This window comes from Sphingobacterium lactis (genome assembly GCF_051951495.1).
Taxonomy (GTDB): Bacteria; Bacteroidota; Bacteroidia; order Sphingobacteriales; family Sphingobacteriaceae; genus Sphingobacterium; species Sphingobacterium lactis_A.
Genome location: NZ_JBNHAS010000002.1, coordinates 625,541 through 647,307 on the forward strand (window position 1 = coordinate 625,541; position 21,767 = coordinate 647,307).

Sequence of the window (21,767 nt, forward strand, 5' to 3'; positions counted from 1 at the left end):
TTAATGAGAACATCCTTTGAGAAGGAATGTTTTTCTAAAATAGTGACCAGTAAGTCACAATTGAATTAAATAAAAATGGAGGCTTTCGACCTCCATTTTATATGTTTACAGATTGCTTAGGGTATGACCCATGCGATCTCTTTTAGTTTTCAAGTATTCTTCGTTGTATTGGTTGGGTTGGATTTCAATAGGCACATTGTCTACGATTTCAAGACCATAACCAATTAATCCGGCACGTTTAGTCGGGTTGTTGGACATCAAGCGCATTTTGGTAACTCCCATATAGCGTAAGATTTGAGCTCCAACACCATAATCACGTAAATCTGCTTTGAATCCTAATTGAAGGTTTGCATCTACGGTATCAACACCTTGCTCTTGCAATTTGTATGCGTGCAATTTGTTGATCAGACCGATACCTCTACCTTCTTGATTCATATAGACGATAATACCTTTTCCTTCTTGTTGGATCATTTCCATTGCTTTATGCAATTGTGGTCCACAATCGCAACGGCAAGATCCAAAGATATCTCCTGTAACACAAGAGCTGTGCACACGTACTAATACCGGTTCATCTTCTTTCCATTCGCCTTTGTAAAGAGCTAAATGTTGTTCACCAGTGTTTTTCTGTGTAAAAGCTTTCATTTTAAAGTCGCCCCATAGCGTTGGCATATCTACAGCAACCTCTTCTTGGATTAAGGTGTCGTGTTTTAAGCGGTATTCGATAAGGTCTTCGATACTGATGATTTTCAGGTCAAAGCGTTCCGCAACTTTAATTAAGTCGGGAAGTCGAGCCATTTCACCATCATCTTTCAAGATTTCCACCAATACCCCAGCAGGTTCAAATCCTGCTAAGCGAGCTAAGTCGACCGATGCTTCTGTATGACCGGTACGGCGCAATACACCACCATCTTTAGCAATTAAAGGGAAAATATGTCCTGGGCGTCCTAATTCTTCAGGACGGATATTAGGGTCAATTAAGGCTTTGATCGTTTTGGAACGGTCAGATGCGGAAATACCAGTAGTACAACCATAACCTTGTAAATCTACAGAAACCGTAAAGTTTGTTTCATAGACTGCTGTGTTCTGGTTGACCATCAGGCCTAAGTTCAGCTCACGACAACGTTCTTCAGTTAATGGAGCACATACAAGACCACGGCCATGAGTAGCCATGAAATTGATGATTTCAGGGGTAGCATTACGAGCGGCAGTAACGAAATCACCCTCATTCTCGCGGTCTTCATCATCAACTACGATAATTACTTTTCCTGCTCTTATATCTTCGATTGCTTCTTCAATCGTGTTCAATTTGATATCCATCTGTTTCAAATAAGTGTACAAAGGTAACGGTAAATTGGGACTTATTTATAAGTAAGTTGTCATAAATGTGCTTATTGAACGCCTCTTAGCTATTTTTGCAGCTGCTATTTGTTGCATTACGCATCTCCTTAGGGCGAATACCGAAATGTTCAAAATATAGCTTGCTGAAATGATGTGGATACTTGAATCCAGCAAGGAAAGCTATTTCTTTGATTTCTAGATTGGTTTTCCATAAAAGACCTTGTGCATATTCCATCCGCTGCCTTCGGATATAAGCAAATACCGTCTCCGAGTAGAGGTCCTTAAAGGCCTTTTTAAGTTTGAATTCATTGATTCCGAATTGTCGGGAAATTTGAGCTAAGTGTAAGTCCTGCGCAAAATTGATGTTTAAGAAGGATTTTATTTCCTCCAGAATACGCAGATCTTGTTCAGGCCATTCCACAATTTTTATACGATTGCAAGCACCACAGAAAACAGATAGCAGTAGTTCAATAGCTTTGGATTTAATGAAATCAATGGCGAAATCAGACCTATAGTTATGGTTCAGTAATTGGTGAATGATTATCTCTTGTTGAGGTTGAATAAGGTTTGCCTTTCGGAAAAGCGTACAATTGCTCAACTTGAAATGATTGATCAATTGGTCTTTATCATATCCTTGAGAATGCAGCAAGGCAAGTAGGAACTCTTCCTTAAAATACAACTCCAATACTTTTCTGGATTGTGTATAAGTTAACTCGCCTTTCGTGTTCTCCAAGAAGATGAATTGGAAATGCTTTGCCGGTATTTCAATAGGTTCACCATGGTAATTGTGAAAATAGGAGTGACCTTCGAGTTCAAACTGCACTTTTATAAGAGGTTTGCCATGCTGAACTAATAGTTGAAAGGGATTATCCAGGTTCCATTCAAAATAGAGAATATGTAAATCCGAATATTGGGAGGACCAGACCTGACCATCGAAACATGAATTTTCCACCTGTATTTTCTTCCATCCATGCAGGTTGTTCTTAGGATCATCTTGCTGGTACATGTCCGTTTGGATGGTTTTTCCAAATAGATCTTCTAGTACTACGCGCTTTAAATTATCCTGCATTTGTTATCGTTTATCCCTTATCTGTTATTTCAACGGAATCAAAAATAATACTTTTGCGCAGTTGTTTATAATAATTCTAAATAAGTATGGTATGAAATTTTTACATTGAAAGCTTCCCTGGAGAATACCATTTGGCAACTGCACATGGGCCAATCCTGGGGGCAATTGGGAAGCTGTCTACCTTTCTTGCAGGAATTATCGGGACATCATTGCCAATCACAGGTTTCTAAATCTGGTGGGGGAGAAGAAAGAAGAAAAAAAGACCTGTACCGAATTAACAACTATACTATGAAAAAACAAGATTTTATTATGCCAAAACTAATTAAACTATGCTATTACATCAGAAATTATTCTTGTTTTTTATGTTTTTATCCAGCTTGACTTATGCGCAATCGGGAATAAAAGCACAGGTTGTCAATGAGGACAATAAGCCAATGGCTCAAGTAAGTATTCAAGTTCAAAATAATAAAAGTCAACTCGTAAAAGAGCTTTCAACCGATACGGATGGTTCGTTTTCAATCAATTTACCAAGTGGAAATTACTTGCTCAGATTAAGTTACCTGGGTTATGAGGATACAACGCTAAATGGAATTGTAGCGGAAAATAAATGGACGGATTTATTTCAAGTTACTTTGTATCCAGATTTACAGGTGATAGATGCGATCACCATTAAGGCTAAGAAGCCGCTAATTGAACAGAAGACAGATCGTATGGTCATCAATGTGGCTAATTCGGTGCTATCAGATGGGTTGACTGCCTTGGAAATATTACAACGCTCACCTGGCCTCAATGTGGATGATGATGGCAACATCATCATGCGTGGGAAATCCGATGTTGCGGTCATGATCAATGGCAAACTGTCCTACTTATCGCAGAAGGAATTAGTGACCTTATTGCGGGGAACATCATCTTCCTCCTTACAGAGCGTGGAGTTGATCACCAATCCTTCAGCAAAGTTTGATGCACAAGGCTTAGGTGGGATCATCAATATCGTGATGAAGACCGAGAAGAGAAAGGGGTTTAACCTTTCATTGAATGGTTTTGGAGGTGCTGGAAGAAAGGAACGCTATGGCGCTGGAGTCAATATGAATGCACAAGTAAATTCATGGAATTTTCAAGGCTCTTATGAGCATGCCTATAGAGGTGAAGAAGAATATCGAACTTTTGATCGCTTTTTTGAGTCGCGAAGGTCTGAGCAATACTCCAAAACAACGGAACCACTAAAAACCAACAACCTCAAGGTTGGTGTTGATTTTATGCCGAATGAAAGGACCAATCTATATTTCCTTTGGTCTGCTGGGTTTGGAACTTATAATAACTTCAATCATGGTTATAATAACATTTTGTTGAATACTGGGCAAATGACTTCCAATTCTTTGACAGATAATGCTAATCTAAGTAAATGGGACAATCATAACCTAAGTCTAGGCTATCAACAGCGCATGAACAGTAAGGATGATCAGTTAAGTGTTGATATCGATGTGATGAAAGCTGACTTTGATGCTGATCAATTGTTGATAGCTGACTTTCAAAAAACCGCTACGCAAAATCCTTATCTGTCCAAACGAAGGAATAAAACTCCCTCAACAACTAGACTACTTGTGGCAAAGGCAGATTATTTGATGCACCTATCCAATAAGCATCAACTGGAACTTGGTGTGAAGAGTAGTTTCGTAGATGCAGATAATAATGCAATCAATGATACATTGCGGGCGAATGAGTGGGTGAAAGATCTACAGACAAGCAATCACTTCTTGTATGAGGAACAATTGCATGCTGCTTATTTGAACTATGGTATGGAGGCACTTGATTGGAGTCTGCAAGCAGGTTTGCGTATGGAGCATACCGATGCATTAGGGAATCAATTGACCAGTCAATTAAAAAATCCTAAAAAATATACAAATTGGTTTCCGAGTTTAAGTCTTGGTAAAAAAATAAGCGATCAGCATCAGCTGCAACTTTCTTATAGTAGGAGGATTAACAGACCAGATTACGATAATTTGAATCCCTTTCGATATTATGTGGATGCCTTTGTCTATTTCGTGGGAAACCCTTTGTTACAACCCGAATTGGCGAATGCCTATGAGTTGAACTATAGTTTTAAAAATAATTTACACCTTTCCTTCTTTTATACCGATGTGAAGGATGTAATGACTTCTGTTTTAACACAGGTACCAGAGGAGAACTTGACTATTCGTACTGTTGCCAATGTTAAGGGTTTTAAGAATAAGGGGATGAATTTGAATCACTCTTTTAAGCCTTTTAATCTATGGACGAGCATTAACAATTTGAGTTTGTATGAGAATTATTATTTCGGAGCCTATAATCAGGATGTCATTGATAATCGGGGTTGGAGCATGAGTGTGCAATCGAATAATAGCTTTGCCTTGCCCAAGCAGTGGACAGTAGAGTTGAATGGACAGTTTAATTCGGCAGAGTCAGATGGGGTATTTGAAAGAAAACCTACTGGATTTGTATCCTTGGGTGTGCAGAAAAAATTAATGAACGATAAGCTGACTTTAAAATTAGTTGGAAATGATTTGTTTAAAACCATGCAATATCGAACCACATCCAATGTGGGTTCTGTAAGAATGAATCAGCATTTTAATTTGGATTCACGGACGTTTATCTTCTCCTTAAGCCTACGTCTTGGAAAGGAATTGAAAGGGTCTAGTAAAGATAAGAGACCTTCGGAAGAGCAAAGCCGAGTTCGAGGAGGGTCTTAAATAAATATAAAAGCAGGATAATGAGTTAAGACTTGCTTAACTCATTATTTTGTTTCTTTTTGTTGAAGAAGGCGACTATCTTTTTCCAGAGAGCCTCTAACTTCATTTTATATTGATCGGCATCAAATAGTTTAGAATCTGTTGTCGATTTATACGTCAAGAATATGGCTAATGGGGTAAGGACAATAATTGCCATCCACATGCCCCACATAGGAGCCAAGCTAGCGTCTTTTGCGGCTTTCTCAGACACTGTTGCTATGACGTGGTAGATCAGGAAGAAAATAATTGCCATGACGACTGGGAGCCCTAAACCACCCTTACGGATGATGGCGCCTAAAGGTGCTCCAATACCAAATAACAGAAGACAAGATACAGCGAGCGTAAATTTCCTATGCCACTCAATATCGTATTTAATATCCTTATCGGCATAAGGCAAGTAATCCTGTTTCCTTATCTCCGCATTCTCTTTGATTTGTCTTGCTTGTCCTATAGCATTACTGATAGCCGATCTACGGTCTGTCATTTTCTCCAGGTCAGTAAGGTTAACCTTAGCAGGTACTAATTTCGATTTATTCTCGTGATAATATGGTGAGAAGAAATTGATATAGCGCTTTCCTTCCAGATAATTTACTTTTGAGATACTATCTAATGCAACCCTATTGGAATCGGAGTAATGCTTCAATTGCCTTAGGTTCAACATCTGATGGTGATCTTTAAACAAGTCCTTGTCTGTCTGATTGAAGGCAAAGCTCTCCATGTCAAACTTCTTGGTCGTTTCTTTGAATCGAAAACGCGTGAATTGTTGTCTAGGATCGTATCGTTTAGCGTTTTCGACATTTTTATCCTCATATCGAACACCATCTATTAACTCCAGCAACATGTATTTGTTGTCAGCTGAGTTCTGGATATAGCCTTCTTTTGCGAAGATGACATTATTTGCCGTTCCTCCTGAAGGGTGCTCATAGATCATCAAGTCATATAGGATTGTTCCATCTTCGTTTTTGCTTTTAGCACGAATAGAATAGCCAGGGATAGTACTGTTGAATACACCTGGTTTTACTAAGAAATCGGCTTTTTTCTTGCGAACATCGTATAATAGGGATCCCATTTTCAAGTTGACCACAGGAAGGATGTAATCGGAGAAGAAGAATGATCCAGCACTGAAAAGTCCCACTACTACAAAGAGCGGGGTCATTGCTTTACGTAAGGATACTCCCGCAGCCTTAATAGCGACCAACTCATAGCTCTCACCCAAATTACCGAAAGTCATAATGGACGATAGTAACATGGATAGGGGAAGGGCCATGCTTAATTGAACGGCACTTTGGTAACTCAGCAACTCTAAAATAACATACCATTGGAAACCTTTACCAATCAGGTCATCGATATATTTGAAGAGAAATAACATCAGCAAGACAAACATCACAATAAAGAATGTCACCAAGAATGGTTTGATGAATGCTTGTAATATCAATAAATGAATTTTTTTCATGCTGTTGTTCGCCTAATCCTTATTTCCAATGATAAAATTGCTGTGGATTTTTGCAAAGATACATTTTTTATCAGGCTTTAAATGTTATAAAAGCGTTAATGATAGGGGAAATTGGATGGGTTTTGCTCCGGTTAGATGTAGTTTGTTTCGGTTTAGAAACAATATACCCGATAAGGGGTTTATGCTTATCGGGTATATGAGAAAAGCTTTAAGCTCCAATAACTCTTTGTAAATATCCTATGGAGTTATTCCAAATTTGTTTTCTGTCTTCGAGGTTATCATCTTTAACGAAGTCTGTAACAGCTAATGCTACATCATTGGTCAATTCATCTTGAATAATTTCAATTTCAAAGTAGTAAGGTTCATCGTCCAACCACTTAAACTTCACACTCTTGTTTTCTTTAACAGAGATTAGTTTAGCACGATGTGATTCGTTGTCCCAAATAAATTCGTATATCCCATCATGGAAGTTGACGTCATCAGCAAACCATTGCGCTAACTCGTTAGGCTCCTGTAGATATGGGAACAAAATCCTTGGTGAAGAATTCAATACATATTCAAGGTTTAATTTAGTTTTATCTGACATATATTATTTCTAAGTAGATCGTTTTAAAATATTGTTAGTAATCAAGGTTTGCGAGTGCCCCCCGCACCCGACTTTCTGTAATAATAATGATTTATTCCGTTATTAAAAAAATAGTAATCATCTTTTTTTTAACACAAGGGGGCTTATTAACATCCTGCTAAAGCAGTTTTAGGGAACATTTTAGGACAAAGCTTACTTTAAGATGCAATAGGCTATCTTTTTGATTATAAATAGGTTTGGGAGTTGAGGGTGGTTACAGGGCTAAAAAGCGCATATTTTTATTTAAATTTTCTTTGAAAGTTGTTGCTTATTACTATCTTTGCATACCGAAAAACGGCGGGGTAGCTCAGATGGTTAGAGCGCAGGATTCATAACCCTGAGGTCGGCAGTTCGATCCTGCTCCCCGCTACAAAGGAGACACCAGATAATGGTAGTCTCCTTTTTTATGGCACTAAACTGATCCCCAAGCTGTTAGAGTCGGATCATTTATTATTCGATATTTGCAGACAATATTTTTAGCCTATTGTGTAGTGTTATCTGAAAAAGCTACTCTTTAATGTCGTTAAGCCATTTTTTCCAAAGATCGATTTCTCCTTAGGGATTTAGTTTCTTGACCCTATTCCGGTTTGTTGTATTTTCCATGTTAAAAATTAAACACAATCTTTGACTATAAAAAGGTATAGTCAAAGAAAATAGACTTCCGTTGACTAAAATTATTTTTAGTAAATTTGAGTAGCTATGACAATAAAAGATTACAAAGCCGGGAGTTTTAATAAGCAATATGGTATATTCTGGCTCTTCAATACTGTAAATCGAACTGTTATACTTTAGATGCCTTTCTTCATTGCATGCAGAGCAAATCCCCACTTCCTCGACAAAAATATTAAGATTATAGGCATTCGGACTGAATTTAAATTTCGGTAATCCCATGATCATAATTTAGTTAGATTCTGATTAAGATTGTTTGAGTCTGTTCAATCTATAATACATAATAAATATAGTTATTCTATTTTCCTTTCTCTAACTGACCATTTAAATTGAATTAACCATTTTTAGCCTATTTTGTATTTATTCAGCGTTCGTTAAATAACTATTATCTAACCTGAAGTTTTTTATGATATTGCCTGAATTGTCTTTTTTAGAATCCCAATAATTTTTATTGAAATAATTTTTTTTGTCTTCCTGACAATTTTGAATTATTCCAATGGAAACATAGTGGTGTTGACAATTGGTGTCAATTTTTACCTTGTCGTTGTAGGATAGCCTTAAAAAAAGAGTTCTTCTTTCAGGATTTATTGCCTTAATTAATCCTTTACAATTTTTAGTACAGACAAATGTAGAATCTATGTTAACTGTTTGTTTGGGATTAATAATTGATATCAACCCAAATTTCAAGTTCTTATTGAAATCCAGATCGTTCTTTGATAAGATTTCGGTTACTCTTCCTAATTCTACCTTGACAGGAACGTCTAGCGTATTTGTCATTGTTTCAATAGCATAATAACCTTCTTCTTCGTTCTTTGAGCAACTAATGAATGTAGTCAGTGAAATTAAGAAAAATAATAGTTTAGGTTTCATAAAACTTTTAAAATTAGAGTCTCTTACATGTAGTTGTCTATTCCTAGCTTAGTGGTAGAAATATGTTTTTTAATCTCTATGTTTATTCTTAATACGTAGAGTTGTGTTAGCTTGTTAATGGAAGTACCATTAAACTAGCTCAAAAAAGACCTCCCAATTCTAATTCCTAGTTATGTATTGTTTTACTAACCAATGATCCTTATGGTTTTTAAGAATATCAGCTTTTAATGTTTCATCCTTTGTTTCCATATATTGATATACTTTTAAAGGGATAGCATCTGGATATAATTTTCTAGATACATTAAGTGTTTTTACAACCTCTTCATGCTGTTTATTTGCTTTATATGATTCAGCTAAATAAATATATATAATCACTGGAATTTGATTGTATAAATTTGAATATTCATCAGATAAGGTATGGAGTATTTCCAATTGAGCCTGTCGATTCGATGTGCCCGTTCGTACGGATTGCTCTGTAAAGTTTTGATATAGCAGGAACAAAATCAGCAAATGTTTATTTTTGGCCTGATCACTTTTCGCGATCTTGTCTATCTTAGCAATTGTTTCCTGAGAAACATTTAGGTTATCTGACTGAAGGATTCCTTGGAATAATTCATCCATTAAATGATAGACTGTTTTGTCTGTACTATCTCTTATTGCATTTTTTGTTAATGTATTGATCATTTCTTTAATGCCCGAGTTCTCCTGTGCAATGGAAAAGGTGGGGATTGAAAAAATTAAAAATGCTATTAATAATTTGATTTTCATAATGTGATTTTTTTACTGTAAATATATTGATCGTCAAATGAAATAAACACTTGTTTTTATTAAATTTATGTAAATCAAATATTAATATATTACCCTCATTTTTAATATATTTCACGTGTTCTACTGATTTATTAAACCTATTTCATCTAAAGAAAAGAAGAATGATTCGATTGCTATTTCTCTTCCTGGTTGTACTCTTTCTAGGTTGTACTTCTACTCTAAGTTTAACTAAGAAATTTTCTCTTCAAACAGTATTGGGTAAAACACTTGTAATTCTGTTTTTCGGGGCAAGCAATAATGACCATTCTACCTATGAATTTTAAAAGGTTTTAAAACCCTAATTTATTTTGGTTATTCCAGAGAAATAAACTATTACAATTTCTCCACTTCGGTCTATTCCAATTTTCCATTATTTATTTCAGTTTTAAAAATTTCTTTGATTTTAAATTCAATTAGCTAAATGGTTTGACCAAGGTTATTTGCTTATATAATCTGCTCATTTAGTGTATATTATACACCTATCTAGTTAAATTATTTTAATGAAAGGATTGGAATTATCGTTAGTTTTGCCGTCGATAAAACAAACATAACTAAGAATATAGCACCTATGAACTTAAAGAAAGTCCTTATTGCAAATCGTGGTGAGATAGCCATTCGTATTTGTCGTGCTTGTAATGAGTTAGGATTAGAAACAGTGGCCATTTACACCTATGAAGACCGCTATTCGCTGCATCGCTATAAAGCAGATGAATCCTATCAGATTGGATTACAAGACGAACCCCTAAAACCTTATTTGGATATTGAAGCCATAATAGCGGTTGCCAAAAAATGTCATGCAGATGCTATCCATCCAGGCTATGGATTCCTTTCGGAGAACCCCAACTTCGCCAGACGCTGTAAAGAAGAAGGGATTCAATTTGTTGGACCAACTGCAGAAGTCATGGAATTATTGGGTGATAAGGTTTCGGCCAAGGTAATTGCACAGCAGGCGGAAGTTCCAATTATTGAAAGTAGTCAGATTCCTCTGAATGTCTTAAATGATGCCATGTCTGAGGCAAATAGGATAGGCTATCCTTTAATGCTTAAGGCTGCTGCCGGTGGTGGGGGTAGAGGGATGCGGGTTGTTCGCTCAGATCAGGAATTAGTGGTTTCTTTTTCCAGTGCCAGTAAAGAAGCTTTAAATGCTTTTGGTGATGGCACTGTTTTCTTAGAGAAGTTTATCGAGAACCCAAAGCATATCGAGATTCAAATTGTTGCTGATGCTCATGGAAATGTGGTTCATCTTTATGAACGTGACTGTTCTGTTCAAAGGCGATTTCAAAAGGTAGTAGAAATGGCCCCTGCAGCTAATTTATTGACAGATACCAAAGAGCAACTCTATGCCTATGCCGTTGCAATCGCTAAAACCTCTGGATTTAATAATGTTGGTACAGTGGAGTTCTTGGTGGATCAAACCGGTAAGCCCTATTTCATAGAAGTAAACCCACGTATTCAAGTAGAGCATACCGTTACGGAAATGGTTACAGGTATTGATCTCATCAAAACACAGCTTTATATTGCAGATCAATATAGACTTGATGATCCAATTCTCGGGATTGGTCAGCAATCGGAAATTCCACTTCATGGTTTTGCCATTCAATGCCGTATCACTACAGAAGATCCTCAAGAAGGCTTCAAACCTGATTATGGGACCTTGATTACCTACCGAAATGCTGCTGGATTTGGTGTTCGGTTGGATGAGGGAAGTGTTTATCCAGGTATGCGTATCAGTCCTTTCTTTGATTCCATGTTAGCTAAGATCAGTACTCATGGTAACTCCCTGGAAGAGGCTGCTAAGCGTATGGATAGAGCACTACGCGAATTTAGAATCAGAGGTGTTAAAAACAATATCGGCTTTTTAGAAAACCTCATCCTACATCCTGTTTTCTTATCCGGTAGTGCCACGGTAAACTTCATTGAGAATCACCCTGAACTCTTTCAATTTGTTAAAAAGAAAGATAGAGGAACGAAGATATTATCTTTTCTAGGCCATATTGCTGTAAATGGTAATCCGGATCTAAAAGGAGAGAAGTGGGAAATAAAGAGTGAGTCACCGCGTATTCCGATAGTGGATAGTTTTGCTCCTCATCCAAAGGGAACGAAGGATTTATTGACCGAGTTAGGGCCTGAGGGATTCTGTAATTGGTTAAAGAATGAAAAGAAAATACATTATACCGATACGACTTTTCGCGATGCCCATCAATCCTTATTGGCTACGCGCATACGTACCTACGATATGATGCAGGTGGCGGAAGGCTTTGCTAAGGCACATCCACAATTATTCAGTATGGAAGTATGGGGAGGGGCTACTTTTGATGTCTGTCTTCGCTTCTTGAAAGAAGATCCTTGGCAACGATTAGCTAACCTGCGAAAGGCTATACCAAATATCCTATTGCAGATGTTGATTCGAGGCTGTAATGGCGTCGGCTATGCTGCTTATCCTGATAATTTAATCGAGGCATTTGTCGAAAAGAGTTGGGAGAAGGGGGTAGATGTCTTCCGTATTTTTGATTCCTTAAACTGGATGGAAAATATTGAACCCTGCATTGCTATGGTTCGTAAAAAGACAGGAGGTCTAGCAGAAGGAGCTTTGTGCTATACGGGTGATATCCTTAATCCGGATAATAAAAAATATAACCTGGAATACTATCTGCGTAAGGCAAAGGAAATTGAGAATGCCGGAGCCCATATTCTAGGGATTAAAGACATGTCTGGTCTTCTAAAACCTTATGCTGCCTCGGAATTAATTACCGCATTGAAGGATACGATAAATATCCCTATCCACTTACATACACACGATACTTCATCTCTTCAAACCGCCACCTATTTGAAAGCTATAGAAGCAGGTGTGGATGTGGTTGATTGTGCCCTTGGTTCCATGTCAGGTTTAACCTCACAACCAAATCTTAATGCTGTTATTGAAATGATGAGTTTCCATGAGCGGGAGAACACTTTCAATAAGGAATCTTTAAATGAATACAGCGAATATTGGGAAGCAATAAGAACCTATTATGAACCATTTGAGTCGGGACTAAAAGCATCTTCTACCGATGTTTTTATCCATGAAATACCGGGAGGACAATTTTCTAATCTGAAACAACAGGCTACTAGCTTAGGATTGGGTGATAAAATACCTGAAATCAAAAAGAACTATGCTTTGGCAAATAAGCTCTTTGGGAATATTGTGAAAGTTACGCCTAGCTCTAAAGTTGTAGGAGATATGGCTCAGTTTATGACAGCTAATCACTTGACGGAAGATGCTATTTTAAACTTCGGAAGCACCATGTCTTTTCCTGATTCGGTCATCTCTTTCTTCCGTGGTGATATTGGTCAACCGGAGGGTGGATTTCCAAAGGATATTCAGAAAATAATTCTCAAAGATCAGGAAGCCTATACCAATAGGCCAAATCTACATATTGCTCCTTTGGATTTAGATAATGATTTTCAAGCTTTCCTAAAGCAATATGGTGAGGACAGAACCTTCTACGATTACCTCAGTTACCAATTCTATCCGAAGGTGTTCCAAGAGTATCTTAGTCATTATCGTGAATATGGTGATGTCTCCGTAGTACCAACCTTGGTGTTTTTATATGGTATGGAACCCGGAGATGAAACGATCATTGAAATTGATAAAGGAAAAACCTTATTGATTAAGTTGGTTTCCATTGGTCCAGCAGATACAGAGGGCAATCGAACTGTATTCTTTAAATTGAATGGTCAAACCCGAAGCATTGAAATCCACGATAGTAAATTACAAATTAAGCAGGTAGTCAATCGTAAAATTGACCCATCAAAATCAAATGAAATTGGTTCTCCATTACAAGGTTTATTGTGCGATCTATTTGTTTCAGTGGGTGATGAAGTGGTTGCCAATCAGCCTTTGTTTGTCATTGAAGCCATGAAAATGGAGACTACGGTGACTTCCACTGTTGCTGGTGTAGTCAAACACTTGGAACTTAAAAAGGGTACTATGGTTAAGAATGATGATCTAATCTTGGAGATTGGGTAATAACCTGTCCATTTAATGAACATATTTGCACTATATGTTCATTTTTGATTGAAATTTGGACATATACTAAAAACCTGTCCATTTAGTGAACAGGTTTTTGCTATATGTCCAATTATTTTAAAATATTGAACATGTGTCTAGTGCATGCTTTCTTTTTTCTTCATTAGATAATCAGCAACTGCTTGGTAGGCTGGTAGGGAATAAGGGTCGTTAGCTGTATTGCTAGCTGTATGATGAGATGCTAATCGAATAAATACCATCTCTGCTTTAGGATCAATATAGATGGTTTGACCATGTACTCCTCTTGCTGAGAATGCGCCATTATCATTATGGTTCATCCACCACATATTTCTATAACTCCAATTCTTTAGATTGCTGTATCCCGCTTTGGCGAAGTCAGCTTGCTTTCCTCCTTTGCGGATATCTGCTATTGCAGCTTGAGGCAATACTTGCTTGCCATTAAAATATCCGTCTTTACGAATCATCTCGCCGAACATACCTAAGTCACGTAGGTTGGCATTAAAGCCTCCTCCTGCGAAGGCAATCCCTGCACGGTCTATTTGGTAGTAGCCATCATAATTCGCGCCTATAGGTCGCCAAATACGCTCTGACAAAAGATCTGGAATGCTCTTGCCCGTCACCTTGCTAATGATCCAACCCATAGCATCCGTGTTAATCGTTTTATAACCAAAAGCCTTTCCGTGTTCACCTGCTTTTTTTACAGTTTCCAAGTATTCATAATAATTAGTAGGGCCTGTATAATCTTTGGGTAGAGGAGTAGGGTTGCCTGCAGCGGAAAAGATCCATACATCTGCTTTTGGATCAGCATAATCCTCACTGTAATCCAAGGAGGTCGTCATATCCAGTACTTGACGTACAGTAGCATCTCCAAATGCTGAATTGGCAAGTTCCGGTACATATTCTTTCACCAGCTTATGTTCATCCATTATTCCTTCAGCTAAGAGCATAGCACCTAATGTTCCTGTAAAAGTCTTACTAACCGACATGACGGCATGGGTTCCATCTGCAGTTAATTCCCCAAAATAGCGCTCATAAACTACCTTGCCCTTATGTAAGATTAAAATACCATCCGTATAATTCTTCGCTAAGGATTCCTCAAAAGTCATCGCTTTCTTTTCTCCTAAGGGCATAAACTCTATTTTACTGATTGAAGAATCAAGAGCCTCATCAAATTGATAACGGTCTTTATCTGCCGATTTTACAACCTTAGTTGGAAAGAATTCCCGCATATGACACACGCTATAACGCAACGCAGGAAATTCAAAAAAAGTACCATCAAATAAGGATACTGACCTGTCTTTTGCAGGTGGGAAGCCTTGCATCCAACCCATCACCTTAGGGTCGGATTGTTCTGCAGTTAGTGGCTGTTGAGCATTCAAATTCATACTAATCATTAATGCAATGGATAAAATGGAGAAATGTTTCATAGTGTTTATTGTGATCTGCTACTTTACAAATATGTAGAATCATCAAATTGTTTTAATATTACCAAATCCTACAACCTTAGGCTTATCGGGTGCAACTTGTGTCAACTGAGAAGGTTGGATTTGATATTAATGGTTTAATGGATTCGCTGAAAACAAACAAGGATTCCATTGAATTTAAAAACAAGCTATTTATTGGTGCGACCTATATCACGATTGCTAGAAAGTAATCTTTTATAGTAAGCTGATTTCCCTGTTCACTTGTAAATCCAATATGAAATTTTCATCGTGGGATACAACCATTATTGTCCCCTTGAAATTCTTCAAGGCTTCTGTGAGAATGATAATATTTTGCAAGTCGATGTTGTTCGTAGGTTCATCAAGTACCATAATATCTGGTGCCTGGGTGGAAATATTTAAACAGCATAACAATAATCGCATCCTTTCTCCTCCACTTAGACTCAGACAGTTTTTGTCCCAAGCATCTTTACCAAATAAGAATCTGTTTAAGCGTATCTTTATGTCATGCTCCTGCAAACCACTGTTGTTAAATGATTGTGCCATCTCATAAACCGATAAATTTGTCTGTACCAGTGAATACTCCTGATCAATATAGATATATCGCCTGCTATTAGACTGAATACTGCCTTTTGAAGGTTCTAATTTATTCAAGAGCATTTTAATTAGCGTGGTCTTTCCACTGCCATTCGCTCTTTGAATGTGAATTCGCTCTCCTGATCGTATTTGTAAGGTTATATCCTCCTTCCAGAGCATACGATCCTTTATTTCATAGTTGATTTCCTTTGCTTCAATTAACAGTTTCCCTAGATGTAGGCCAGATTCATCAAAATTGAATTGCATCTGATCAATCTCCGGTAATTGAGCGCGAAGATCACTTAATTGACTTCGAATACCCGATATCTTATCCTCATGCACCGATTTCAATTTGGAACTACTGCCTTCAGCTTTGTTCTTTAAAGCGCCCATCAGAATCTTGGGAATGCCTGCTGCTTCCTGTTTTTTCTTCCCTCTAGCATTTAATTTATTTTGACGCTCAATCGCTTCTCTTTCTTTGTCCTTCGCCTTACGCAATTCCTTTTGCTGATTCTGTACCTGATTGCTTAAGGATGTTTGTTCGATTTCTTTTTGCTCCACAAAGAAATCATAATTTCCGCCATAACGTTTTATGCTTCCTTGAGATAGTTCGGCCATATATGGTATCAACTGCAACAGTTGTCGGTCATGGCTTACTAATAGGATGGTCGAATTGCTGTTTTCTATGAAATCATACAATTGCTTTCTAGCAGGCTTATCCAAATGATTGCTTGGTTCATCCAACAGAATAAACTCAGGTTCGTGAATTGTTATTCCAGCTAAGAATACCTTGGTTTTCTGACCTCCACTTAGTTGAGATAAGGAAGTATCCAAAGTAATATCAGCTAAGTCCCATTTTTCCAAAGCTTGGAGTACTCGATCTTCCAATGTCCAGTCATCATTGAGAATCTCCATGTTCTGCTCATTGGCTTCTCCAGCTAGTATTTCCTGCAGGGCATTCCATTTCTCTGAAATGCCTAATGCTTCTGCGATACTTTTATCTTGATAAGCATCTAAGTTCTGAGGGATATAGTAGGGCATGGATTCAACTTGCAACAGCCCAGAATTTAATGGCAATTGTCCGGCAATAATCTTTAATAAGGTCGATTTACCAGTTCCATTATTGCCTATTAAGGCAATTTTCTCGTTTTTATTGACTACAAAGTTTAGATCCTGAAAAAGGACCTCTTTATTTGGATGTATATAGGTGGCTTTTTGTAATATCAGCATAATTCTTTTCGCTAAAGGGTAAAACAATCAACATTTCCTTTATGGAAACTGTATGAATGGGCGGAAAGAACTGAATATTACATATAGATTTTTTTCTTTGTGTTAGGCAAAGGTACAAATTTTCTCTTAAATGCTAGCCACGATAGTCTTTAGAGACCGACAATGGTTCGAAATGTTAAGTTTATCCTAGGTCCATGAAGCTGTTTGGTAGGAGGGAGCCTATGCATCCAATGGCTTTGTGTCGTATCCTTCATGACCAGTAAGCTGCCATTCTCCAGCAGCATATCGATCCGTTCTTTACTTTGTTTATGCTTAAAGGAAAACTTACGTTCAGCACCAAAGGTAAGAGAAGCAATGGCACCATTTTTCTTTAAGTCCTTTTCACCATCAGAATGCCAAGCCATGCCTTCAGACCCATCATGATAGAGATTCAGCAAACAGGAATTGTAGGTTTCACCCGATACTGATTCCACCATTTCCTTGAGTTCAAGCAATTCTTCAATCCAGGGCATAGCCACTTTCTGAATACCGGAATAGCTGTATTCAAATCGTTTATCTCCATACCAGGCCACCTTTCTTTTTGTTTCCAGATGCTTACCGAAAATGATTGCCTGATCGGGTTTCCAAGCAACTTTCTTCCATAAAACATCATAGAAATATTCCTGTTTATCCGTGATGATGCCATAGTAATTCACTGTCCCATCATAGGGCAGGTAATTTCGCTGCGGATCTGCCTCGTTAAATAGTTTCATGGTTATTGCTATTTGTTGTATGCGCCTGTTCCCATCCCAACATTAAGGTCTTTCTGATCGGTTCCCAATGATAACCTCCAGTATGCCCTGAACGCTGTATTACCCGATGGCAAGGGATTAAAAAAGCAATGGGGTTCTGCCCAATAGCTGTACCAACCGCCCGAGAAGCTGTCGGTTTATCGATCTGCTCTGCAATAGCTTGATAGGTCCTAACTTCTCCTGTAGGAATCTGTAATAAAGCTTGCCATACTTTCAATTGAAAGGCAGTGCCTTTCAGATGTAGTTTTATATTTGCTAATGAGCCATCCTCCTGATCGAAGATGCGCATTGCCTCGGTATGAATGGGTGTGAGCTCCTCCTTCAGATGCGCTTGTTCAAATCGTTTCTGAAGATCAGCGATGCCTTGTTCTTCGTCTTTGATAAAGGCCATATAACATAAGCCCTTGTCGGTAGATGCTAATAGACAACGACCAAAGGGACTGCTTTGAAAGCTGTACGATAAGGTTAAGCCTTCTCCAGCTTGCTTGAACTCGGCTGGGCTCATTCCTTCGATGTGAACAAATAAATCATGCAATCTGCTGGTACTGCTGACACCGGTGAGTACATGCGTGTCAAATAGGTTATATTCCTTTTCTCGAAGGAGCTTTTTAGCATATTCTAATTGAAGGAATTGCAAGAATTTCTTTGGACTAGTACCAGCCCATTCGGTGAATAAACGTTGAAAATGAAATGGACTTAAATGCACATGTTCTGCCAGTTCATCCAAACTTGGCTTTTTCTGAAAATTGTCTTGAAGATAAGTGATTGCCGAGGCAATACGCTCATAGTTCAATTCTTGTTGTGTTTTTTCCATACCCAAATTTCTATCCTTTTCTAGGAAAATAAAATCCGTTTCTTGCTGTATTTTATCTTCGCCAAAAAAAGGCATCCCCATATGGTAGATGCCTTCAATATACAAAATTAATATACTATTACTTGGCTAAATATCCGCCATCTACCGGATAATATGATGCGGTTACAAAGGATGATTTATCCGATGCTAACCACAGAGCTAACTCAGCAACCTCAGAAGGTTTACCCAGTCGTTGGAAGGCATGTTGGCTTTCTAAGAATTTTAAACTCTCTTCATTCATGGCTTTTTCAACCAATGGCGTACTGATAAAACCAGGGCCAATTGCATTGACGCGTACCCCTTTTGTAGCATACTCCCAACCGGCAGTTTTCGTCAATCCAACTACACCGTGTTTCGCAGCTACATAAGCAGAAGAATTAGCAAATCCTACAGAACCTAAAATAGAAGCCATATTGATGATACTACCACCAACTTTGGCAATTTCAGGCAACTGATAATGCATACCATAGAAAACACCGTTTAAGTTGATATTGATAACCTTATTCCAACTTTCAATGGATAACTCGCCAACAGGAGCAGCATCACCACCAATCCCCGCATTGTTGACCGCAATATGTAAAGCACCGAAATTCTCAATGGCAGCTTCTACAATCTTTTGATTATCCGCAGCTGATGAAGAATCCGCTTTGATGAAAATAACATCGGCATCGCCAAGGCTGTTGATCAATTCATTCCCCAGTTTATCATTCACATCGGAAATGACCACCTTAGCACCCTCTTTCACGAATAATTCTACGATAGCCTTCCCAATTCCTGAAGCACCACCAGTCACAATGGCTACTTTGTTATCAAGTTGTTTCATAAGTATTGCGTTTTTTTATACAATGTAAACAACTTATCCCTAGAAAAATAGAATAGAAATCAGCCTTTTGCTGTTTATGACTTAAATAGGAAAATAGAAAGCAAAGCTTACAAATTCTTGATAATCTTTAAGGTGTATTCTTATAATCCTCCTCCAGGAGTATAGGACTCCCTTTACCATATTCATTGGCATACACTTTAATAAGCACACCAACAGATGAAAGGATTAATGGACCGAATATCAATCCCAACATACCAAAGAGTTTCAATCCCAATAACACCCCAAATAAGGTAATAAGGGGTGGGACATTTCCCAAAGTTTTAAGGATAGTAAAGCGTAAGATATTATCGATACTTCCCACCAATAGGAAGCCATAGAGTAGAATACCAATTCCATTTCCAGTTTGACCAGCCGCTAAGGTGATTATTCCCAAAGGCACATAGATGGTCATTGTTCCTAAGACCGGCACAATGGACGCAATCCCTGTTAGGATGCCCATCAAGATAAAATTATCTGCATCGAATATCCAATAGCCTAGCATAGCAACAACGCCTTGACACAAGCCTAAAATAGGAATACCGATAGCATTCGAGCGTACCATGGAATCAACCTCTGTCCAAATCTCCGATTTACTCTTCGGAGAAAATGGAATCCCTTTCACAATATATTGTTCCATTCGTCGACCATGCACCTGCATAAAATACAGTACAAAGAAGGTAACCAAAATATTGATGGTGATTTCAGCCACAGAGTTCAAAATACTCGGTACATATTTCGTGAAACGCTGTAAGATCGCCAGCAATGCCTCATCTGACATGTCGATATCCTTCAGGAAGGGCTTGTCTGACATATATTCCTTCAATAGGTTAAACTGCGCAACAATCTTATCTGTATTATTCGCAAAAGAACTTATCTGCGGAACCAAATAATCCACAATCGCCCATATCGGCAAGACAATAAATACCAGAGAGAGTAGTATGAAAAGCAAACTCGTCAAAATCTTATTCCATCCTCTCTTTTCAGTCAAGGTAAAATAGCCCTTTCTAAAAAGAATATATAGGGTAATAGCCCCTAAGAATCCAGGTAAATAGTAATATAGATTCTTAAAAATGACAATACAGATCAAAATGATAATGGAAATTAGCATGATCTGATTGATGGAATTGTTGTTGATTTGCTTAACTCTCATACCCAACATAAAATTTAGCAGCAAAATAAGGAAAAGATTTGAGACCGCTGCAAAGCCCTGCGGGCAGTAGATAGTAATTAGTATTTAGTAATTAGACCTATGTCGGGATAAAAGACTTGTTATTTACAACTCAGAGCGAAGCGAAGAGTTGTAAATGACGTTATTGCTATCCCGCCTATAGGTTTTAATACTAAATACTAAAAAAGCCCCCATTCTTTTTCAGAATGGGGGCTTTTTTTATGGCTTACTGCTTACGCGCCTAATTGTACACGTTTGAAAGCAGTTACAGTTAATCCTTTAGCTACAGAGTCAAGGAATTGAGCGATATTCTTAGAAGAATCTTTTACGAACTCTTGGTTCAATAAAGTAGAGTCTTTGTAGAATTTGTTCAATTTACCAGCAGCGATTTTCTCAACCATTTCTTCTGGTTTACCTTCTGCACGGATTTGATCTTTAGCGATTTCAAGCTCACGCTCGATAGTTTTAGAATCAACACCGTCTTTATCGATAGCAACTGGGTTCATAGCAGCGATTTGCATAGCTACGTCTTTTCCAGCGTCATCAGCTCCAGCAACATCAGCTGAAAGACCTACTAATACACCTAAACGGTAGTTACCGTGGATGTAAGCAACAACTTTCTCAGCAGTTACCGACTCGTATTTAGAAACGTCGATTTTCTCACCGATTTTACCAGTTTGGTCGATCAAAGCATCAGCGATTTTAACACCACCGATTTCTAATGCTTTAAGGTCTTCCAATGTAGCTGGGTTATTTGCTAATGCAAGATCAGCAACTGATTCTGCGAATGCTACGAAGTCAGCGTTTTTAGCTACGAAGTCAGTCTCACAGTTTACTTCAACTACGATACCTGATTTGCCATCAGCTGATGCTTTAGCAATGATTACTCCTTCGTTTGAATCGCGGTCTTGACGGCTAGCAGCAACTTTAGCACCTTTTTTACGTAGGTAGTCTACAGCAGCTTCGAAATCACCATTAGCTTCCACTAAGGCTTTTTTACAGTCCATCATACCAGCGCCAGTTTGTTGACGCAATTTGTTTACATCTGATGCAGAAATTTGTACTGACATAGTATTTTTTTTATAAAATTACAATTGATGTGTTAACATCCTGTTTACAGTAAAACAACAGTATGTTAATTTTTAATGTTTTCCCCCTCTTTTTGGCTTTTTCAAGCCAATTTCGGGCTTTTGGGTTTTGCTTGTTAGCAAAAAACCGG

16 protein-coding genes and 1 tRNA gene are annotated in these 21,767 nt (G+C 37.9%); 4 read left to right on the forward strand and 13 right to left on the reverse strand.

What is annotated here, in order from left to right; translation table 11 throughout:
- Positions 1-105 precede the first annotated feature (105 nt).
- Both ACP6L2_RS10360 and ACP6L2_RS10365 read right to left on the reverse strand, forming a co-directional pair.
- Entirely contained in the window at positions 106-1,317 is a 1,212-nt protein-coding gene (locus ACP6L2_RS10360) for a bifunctional 3,4-dihydroxy-2-butanone-4-phosphate synthase/GTP cyclohydrolase II (protein ID WP_344672918.1), read from the reverse strand.
- An 85-nt stretch (positions 1,318-1,402) separates the two neighbouring features.
- Positions 1,403-2,407 (reverse strand): helix-turn-helix transcriptional regulator, encoded by a 1,005-nt coding sequence (locus tag ACP6L2_RS10365; protein ID WP_440509125.1) that lies wholly within the window; start codon positions 2,405-2,407, stop codon positions 1,403-1,405.
- Positions 2,408-2,736: 329 nt separating this feature from the next.
- On the opposite strand from ACP6L2_RS10365, the gene ACP6L2_RS10370 reads away from it, so the two are divergent.
- A complete protein-coding gene (locus ACP6L2_RS10370) occupies positions 2,737-5,133 on the forward strand; it encodes a TonB-dependent receptor domain-containing protein (protein WP_440509126.1) in 2,397 nt (798 codons plus the stop codon).
- Positions 5,134-5,158: 25 nt separating this feature from the next.
- On the opposite strand, the gene ACP6L2_RS10375 is transcribed toward ACP6L2_RS10370, so the two are convergent.
- Both ACP6L2_RS10375 and ACP6L2_RS10380 read right to left on the reverse strand, forming a co-directional pair.
- Positions 5,159-6,625 carry an LptF/LptG family permease gene (locus ACP6L2_RS10375; RefSeq protein WP_440509127.1) on the reverse strand — a complete coding sequence of 489 codons (1,467 nt, stop codon included), beginning with the start codon at positions 6,623-6,625 and terminating at the stop codon, positions 5,159-5,161.
- 208 nt (positions 6,626-6,833) lie between these two features.
- The gene (locus ACP6L2_RS10380) at positions 6,834-7,211 is read right to left on the reverse strand and encodes an START-like domain-containing protein (protein ID WP_344672912.1); all 378 of its coding nucleotides are present in this window, start codon (positions 7,209-7,211) and stop codon (positions 6,834-6,836) included.
- 335 nt (positions 7,212-7,546) lie between these two features.
- On the opposite strand from ACP6L2_RS10380, the gene ACP6L2_RS10385 reads away from it, so the two are divergent.
- A tRNA-Met gene (locus ACP6L2_RS10385) sits at positions 7,547-7,620 on the forward strand.
- A 659-nt stretch (positions 7,621-8,279) separates the two neighbouring features.
- Here ACP6L2_RS10385 and ACP6L2_RS10390 read toward each other — a convergent pair.
- Both ACP6L2_RS10390 and ACP6L2_RS10395 read right to left on the reverse strand, forming a co-directional pair.
- Entirely contained in the window at positions 8,280-8,789 is a 510-nt protein-coding gene (locus ACP6L2_RS10390) for a hypothetical protein (RefSeq protein WP_440509129.1), read from the reverse strand.
- Between the two features lie 159 nt (positions 8,790-8,948).
- Complete coding sequence (locus ACP6L2_RS10395) at positions 8,949-9,557, reverse strand: hypothetical protein (protein WP_440509131.1); 609 nt, start codon at positions 9,555-9,557, stop codon at positions 8,949-8,951.
- A gap of 607 nt (positions 9,558-10,164) precedes the next feature.
- Here ACP6L2_RS10395 and ACP6L2_RS10400 point away from each other — a divergent pair.
- Positions 10,165-13,605, forward strand: coding sequence for a pyruvate carboxylase (locus ACP6L2_RS10400; RefSeq protein WP_440509132.1), 3,441 nt, complete (start codon positions 10,165-10,167; stop codon positions 13,603-13,605).
- Between the two features lie 137 nt (positions 13,606-13,742).
- On the opposite strand, the gene ACP6L2_RS10405 is transcribed toward ACP6L2_RS10400, so the two are convergent.
- Entirely contained in the window at positions 13,743-15,053 is a 1,311-nt protein-coding gene (locus ACP6L2_RS10405; RefSeq protein WP_440509133.1) for a serine hydrolase domain-containing protein, read from the reverse strand.
- Between the two features lie 98 nt (positions 15,054-15,151).
- Between ACP6L2_RS10405 and ACP6L2_RS10410 the strand changes: the two genes are divergently transcribed.
- On the forward strand, positions 15,152-15,280 hold the full coding sequence (locus ACP6L2_RS10410; RefSeq protein ID WP_440509135.1) for a hypothetical protein: 129 nt from the start codon (positions 15,152-15,154) through the stop codon (positions 15,278-15,280).
- 4 nt (positions 15,281-15,284) lie between these two features.
- Here ACP6L2_RS10410 and ACP6L2_RS10415 read toward each other — a convergent pair whose 3' ends face one another.
- From ACP6L2_RS10415 to tsf, 6 genes are all read right to left on the reverse strand, one after another.
- Positions 15,285-16,874 (reverse strand): ABC-F family ATP-binding cassette domain-containing protein, encoded by a 1,590-nt coding sequence (locus tag ACP6L2_RS10415; protein ID WP_440509136.1) that lies wholly within the window; start codon positions 16,872-16,874, stop codon positions 15,285-15,287.
- A gap of 149 nt (positions 16,875-17,023) precedes the next feature.
- Positions 17,024-17,626 carry an alpha-ketoglutarate-dependent dioxygenase AlkB family protein gene (locus tag ACP6L2_RS10420; RefSeq protein ID WP_440509138.1) on the reverse strand — a complete coding sequence of 201 codons (603 nt, stop codon included), beginning with the start codon at positions 17,624-17,626 and terminating at the stop codon, positions 17,024-17,026.
- Positions 17,613-18,479, reverse strand: coding sequence for a methylated-DNA--[protein]-cysteine S-methyltransferase (locus ACP6L2_RS10425; RefSeq protein WP_440509140.1), 867 nt, complete (start codon positions 18,477-18,479; stop codon positions 17,613-17,615). Before ACP6L2_RS10425 ends, ACP6L2_RS10420 begins: the two co-directional genes overlap by 14 nt.
- 118 nt (positions 18,480-18,597) lie before the next feature.
- On the reverse strand, positions 18,598-19,341 hold the full coding sequence (locus tag ACP6L2_RS10430) for an SDR family NAD(P)-dependent oxidoreductase (protein WP_440509141.1): 744 nt from the start codon (positions 19,339-19,341) through the stop codon (positions 18,598-18,600).
- Positions 19,342-19,468: 127 nt separating this feature from the next.
- The gene (locus ACP6L2_RS10435; protein ID WP_440509143.1) at positions 19,469-20,530 is read right to left on the reverse strand and encodes an AI-2E family transporter; all 1,062 of its coding nucleotides are present in this window, start codon (positions 20,528-20,530) and stop codon (positions 19,469-19,471) included.
- A gap of 251 nt (positions 20,531-20,781) precedes the next feature.
- Positions 20,782-21,618 carry a translation elongation factor Ts gene (gene tsf / locus ACP6L2_RS10440; protein WP_440509144.1) on the reverse strand — a complete coding sequence of 279 codons (837 nt, stop codon included), beginning with the start codon at positions 21,616-21,618 and terminating at the stop codon, positions 20,782-20,784.
- Between the last annotated feature and the right edge of the window lie 149 nt (positions 21,619-21,767).